Source organism: Bacillus sp. S4 (assembly GCF_040838205.1).
Classification (GTDB): Bacteria; Bacillota; Bacilli; order Bacillales; family Bacillaceae_G; genus Bacillus_A; species Bacillus_A cereus_U.
On sequence record NZ_JBFPJI010000250.1, the window covers coordinates 1 to 5,014 of the forward strand.

Consider the following 5,014-nt stretch of genomic DNA (forward strand, 5'->3'; position numbering starts at 1 on the left):
TAGTATCATCACCCCAATATAATAGAAAAAATTCACAAAAGGATGTAAAGAAGAAAAGCTTATTTTCATAGTCCTTTACCGAAGGTCCTTTCTTATTTTAATACATACACCCATTCAATTGTATCTCCTGGTTTTACTGTAACTACACCAGCACTACGATTCGGAAATGCACCGTTCACACGGTATTTCCAACCACTTGTATCACTTATATCTTTTTCGTATAAATCATTAATCCCTTTTACGTAAACATCACCTTTAGATCCACTCGCATCAACATCTAATCCTGTACTATTTAGTACACTATATACAGTAGCACCTTCTTGTACATCAACCTTTTTCGCACCTAATAAGTATCCTTCATGTCCTTTTACCGAGATAGTGACTTGTTTCGCTTGCGGTTTCGGTACTGGTACTGGTTTTGGTGGTTCAGGAGTTGGTACTGCCGGAGTCGGTATCGTTTTCTCCTCTTTATTCGGATCTTCCTTTTGCTCCTGCTTCGGTGTTTCTTTCGGTTGATTCACAACCTTTGCTTCTTCTTTTACTTCTGGTGCTTTCGGTTGCTGAGGTTTCTCTTCTTGTACTTTTTGTTGTTCCGGTTGTTTATTTGCAGCAGGCTGTTCCTTTGGTTTCTCTTCCTTCTTTACTTCAGGTTGTTCCTGCACCTTTTCTTCTTTTTGTTTCTCTTCTACTTTTTGTTCTTGTTTATCTTTCTGCTCTTCTTGTGGTTTCTGTTCCGGTTCAGCTTGTTTCTCTTCCGGTTTCGCTACTTCTTTTTGCTCTTCTTGCTTCGGTTCTGCCTTCTTCTCAGGTTTTACAGCCGTTTCTTCACATCCAACTAATAATCCCAATGAAAGAACTAAAGAAATGAACCATTTCATCTTACTCATGCTGCCCCTCACCTTTCATAATAAAGTGAAACTTTAATGAGTGGAGATTTTGTTCATCTCCACTCATTATTAGCCCTCACCTTTTATAATAAAATTAGGAGCAAATGATTGCTCCTAATTTTTGTTAAGCTGCTTTACGTCTCCATAATACATATGCAGAAGCGATACATAATACACCCATACCTACTTGTGGAGCTGCACTATGAGAAGATGCTCCTGTTTGTGGTAATTGATTCTTATTCTTATTTGTTTCTTTATTAACTCGTTCGTTATCTACAACAACTTTTAGATTTTCATCTTTTGGTTGTTTTTGTAACTCTTCTTGTTGTTTCGGTTGTTCTACAACTTCTTTTTCTTCTACAGTTGGTTCTGGTTCTACAATTGGTTTCGTATCGATTTCATTCTCTACTACATTTGACCAATCATAAATCGATTTTCCAAGCTCTTTAAACTGAAGTAAAGCTAAAAATGCTTGCTCTGTAGCCATTCCGCTACCCTTTTGATCACTTGGTAACCATTTGAACTCACCATTTGGAAGCTGATATGACATTAAATTTTGTACTGCTTTATTAAGACGATTGTGATCTACATCTTTAACTAGCGATAGTCCAATAATTGCTTGTGCAGTACTATTAGAATTCTCTTGTCCATCAGCAGCAAAACCACCATTACCTAACTGCTGCTTGTATAAGTAATCCACAGCTTTTTGAATAACTGGCTTAACGTCTTGTTGTTCTTGATAAGGAGCTAATGCTGCTAATACCATACTTGTTACATCAACGTTACTAGCACTTTCTTTACTACTTGAACTATCATACGTCCAGCCACCGTCTGTATGCTGCGCCTGTAAAAGTGCTTGTACTAAAGCAGCTCGATTCCATTTCGCTTCGGCCGGAACCTCATATTTCTTTGTATCTAATGCAAGTAATGTAAATGCGTATCCTGTAACGGAATTCACTTTATCTGATTCAAATAAATTTTGTACTAAATTTTGTCCCTCTACCTTTGTAGGATCTACATTCATTGCATTCATCATAATAATCGTTCTAGCTAAATCTGTTGCTGAAAAACGATTTAAACGCTTCTTAACTTTTTCAGCTACTGGCTTAACATGGTTTATTTTCGTTTCAAGTGGAACATTTACACCTGAACGAGCAAGTCCAATCGCAATCCAATCACTACCAATTCCATCTTGTAACATCTTTTCTGACGTTTTAGAAATCGCTTCGTTTAATTGTGCGGCTGGGATTTCGATTTTCTCTTGCTTTGGTTGTTCTGTTGTTTTATCTTCTAGTTTTGGTTCTTCTGTTTTACCATCTGGTTTTTCTGTTTTTGGTTCTTCTGGTTTTGGTTCCTCTGTTTTACCATCTGGTTTTTCTGTTTTCGGTTCCTCTGGTTTTGGCTCTTCTACAGTTTTACAAGTGCCAAATTTATCTAACGTTTGTTGCAATGTTTCTTGACTCATATTGCTCCAGTCTGCGACGTAACGAAATGCAACAACATCCCCAGACTCTAATTTATAACTATCCGCCCCAACTTCTGCAGATTTGTCATTTACATCATACAACCAACCGCTCGTTGCTCCGGCCATTAATCCATCGATGCCCTTTATATAAGTTCCAAATGACATACTTTCAGATGTTACTTTGTCACCCATGACTTTTTGTAGCAAACTAAAAGCTGTTTCTCCATCTTCAATGGAAACTTCTTTCGGACATAACATAATTCCTTTTTGTGATTCACCAATAATTGCAAGTTTCGCTGTCTTTCCTTCAGCAAACGTAATATGTACTGTATTCGAAAAAGAAACAAATACAAGTGCCACTGTCATTAATGATGTAAGCAGCCATTTCTTTAACATTGCCATCCCAAAATTCCCTCCCTTTACTAACATTCACACAAAAAAAGACCCTTTAAGGGTATGCGGTTGACACTCTCTTTTTGTAAGTGTCGAACAAAAATGTACAACACCTCCTACCCGCATTATTCGCGGCTATATTTGTATAGGAAAAATAATTTCGTTTATGAACGCACCATTGTGATAACATTCACTTTTCTAGGCAAAATTTACTCCCTTTTCAAGCTATCCCGCATTAACGAGCAGTAAGACCCCCACCTCAAATTCAGCGAAAGCAAAGAAGTTAGGTGGGGATCAACTGCCCGTAAATGCCCGATTGGTGAAGGCTAATAATCAGTGGGGATGAACAAAATCCCCACTGATTAAAGTTTCACTTTATCGTAAATACGATAAACCTATACATTCTGCAAATTTTGATTTTCTGTATTATTTTACTATTGACAAAGAATTTTGTCCATGCTTTATCGGATTTATTTTCTAAGAATAATAGCTTAATAGCCTTCCATTAATAGAAGTAATCCCTCACTATGTAAGCTTTTATCACTAACAATAATTCCATCTTCATCTACATAAACATATTCATTCGGTTTCCATTCAACTTCACCAAATTGCAATGAAATATTTCGCTCTCCTTTTCCTTCTTTTACACTTCTATTTGGCATCGTCCCTAACGCTACAATACCAATATTAATATTTTTTAATTCACTAGAATCACGAACATACCCATTTACAATAATTCCTGCTAAGTTTCTTTCTTCCGCAATAGCTGCCAAATTATCACCGAGTAACGCACAATTTTTAGAAGCTCCGCCATCAACAACTAATACTGTACCTTCCGGCAGTGTTTGTAACCCCTCTTTTACTAGTACATTATCATCCTTCACTTTTACCGTTGCGATTTTCCCATAGAATTGTTTTTTCTTCCCGAAAGACCGAAAAGACTGGCGACATATTTGTAATTCCTTTTCAAATTCATCACATAGATCCGTAGTTTTCCACATCTCTTTCCCTCTTTTCTTTTCCTTTTATATTACATATTCTTGGATTTTTTTCGTTTCCCTGTCTAATGTTGCAATAATTTGTATGTGCGGTGAAAGTCATATATAAATGAAGTAAAATAAAGCTTACCACTTGAAACTATTGCTTTAAGTAAAAAGCTTTATTATAATCTATTGCACTCCTATGAAAAACATTTATTCTAGCATAAACATAAGAAAGGATGGATCATAATGATCCATCCCTTCTGTCAAAGTATAATGTCACTAAAAATTCTTTAAAAATCTTAGTTCCAAATTTTATTTACCCATTCAGGATGATCAATAAAAGGATTACGATTATGTTGATATTTTGTAAAAATCACTTCATTACGCTTTCGCTCTAAATCATCGACAGGGTCTTGTTCATTCCATTTTAGTAAAACAGATAGTTTCCCCATGTATGGATCTTTGTTGTTATTCACCTTTTCATTTAGTTCTAAGTCTATTTCGCCGTTGTCTCCTTCGTAACGAACAGCCATGTAAAACAGCATTCTAGCGATATCTCCTTTTACACTATCACGAGGTTCCCAAGAATCACTATCATATTTACATTCTGTTGCTTCCGAATGATTCATACCACCATTATCAAAATCCAGATTTCCACGTGAACTATTTACAGATACATCTGTCGCTCTTAAATGATGCAGATCTGTTCCTGGTCCTGCAGCCGTTCCAAAATCACCGTGTGATTTTGCCCAAACATGCTCTCGGTTCCAGTTATCAACTCCTGAACCATTCGTAAATTTCTCTTGCGAACGCCCAGTATATAAGAGCAACACATTATTTTTATTATTTGGATCTTCATCAGTATCTCTTAGCGCTTCCCAAACCGCACTGTATGATATCTTTGTATGATTATCAATAACATTATGAAGTTCCTTCTTTAATTCTAAACCCGTTTTTCCTATAGCGTTATTATAATATGTATCGTCATAGTTTTTTACAGTAATCTCTTGTGCTGAAAACGTATCTACTTGTGGAGATGCAGAAACTACTTCACCATGTATGATATCTGTGAATGATAGAGATGCAGAACCTAAAATAAAAAATGAAGATAGTGTAACCATAGCAAGTTTTGTGTTTCGGAACTTCATATACCCATTTCCCCTTTAAAATATAATTTGAATTGATTAATCAAAAAAGCCTATGTACATAGTTTCTTTTTCATACTGTTCTCCTAAATTTTAGTTTCTTCAATTACATAAACAATTTTTATTTTCACAAAGAATATT

At 35.8% G+C, this 5,014-nt stretch carries 4 protein-coding genes; all 4 read right to left on the minus strand.

Translation table 11 applies throughout. From position 1 onward, the window contains the following. Window positions 1-92: 92 nt before the first annotated feature. A complete protein-coding gene (locus tag AB3X48_RS17715; protein WP_088099349.1) occupies window positions 93-887 on the minus strand; it encodes a DUF4430 domain-containing protein in 795 nt (264 codons plus the stop codon). 124 nt (window positions 888-1,011) lie between these two features. Further along, a complete protein-coding gene (locus tag AB3X48_RS17720; protein ID WP_234814257.1) occupies window positions 1,012-2,754 on the minus strand; it encodes a DUF4430 domain-containing protein in 1,743 nt (580 codons plus the stop codon). A 482-nt stretch (window positions 2,755-3,236) separates the two neighbouring features. After that, complete coding sequence (rraA, locus tag AB3X48_RS17725) at window positions 3,237-3,746, minus strand: ribonuclease E activity regulator RraA (RefSeq protein ID WP_088099351.1); 510 nt, start codon at window positions 3,744-3,746, stop codon at window positions 3,237-3,239. A gap of 281 nt (window positions 3,747-4,027) precedes the next feature. After that, window positions 4,028-4,876, minus strand: coding sequence for an endonuclease I family protein (locus AB3X48_RS17730; RefSeq protein ID WP_078174484.1), 849 nt, complete (start codon window positions 4,874-4,876; stop codon window positions 4,028-4,030). Window positions 4,877-5,014: the final 138 nt, after the last annotated feature.